The 229-nt window shown below is 45.4% G+C and carries 1 rRNA gene; it reads right to left on the bottom strand.

From position 1 onward, the window contains the following. Nucleotides 1–229: ribosomal RNA gene (locus tag ACTHSQ_RS11510) — 16S ribosomal RNA — on the bottom strand; the annotation flags it as partial.

The following is a 229-nucleotide window of genomic DNA, read 5'->3' as shown; positions in this document are numbered from 1 at the left end:
GACTACACGGGTATCTAATCCTGTTCGCTACCCACGCTTTCGTCCATCAGCGTCAATCCATTAGTAGTAACCTGCCTTCGCAATTGGTATTCCATGTAATCTCTAAGCATTTCACCGCTACACTACATATTCTAGTTACTTCCTAATAATTCAAGCCTTACAGTATCAATGGCCGTTTCCCCGTTGAGCGGGGAGATTTCACCACTGACTTATAAAGCCGCCTACGGAC

The organism is Neisseria sp. P0009.S008 (assembly GCF_051958615.1).
Taxonomy (GTDB): domain Bacteria; phylum Pseudomonadota; class Gammaproteobacteria; order Burkholderiales; family Neisseriaceae; genus Neisseria; species Neisseria subflava.
The sequence above is the reverse complement of the archived record's forward strand: the minus strand, read 5'-3'. Positions and strand labels throughout refer to the sequence as shown.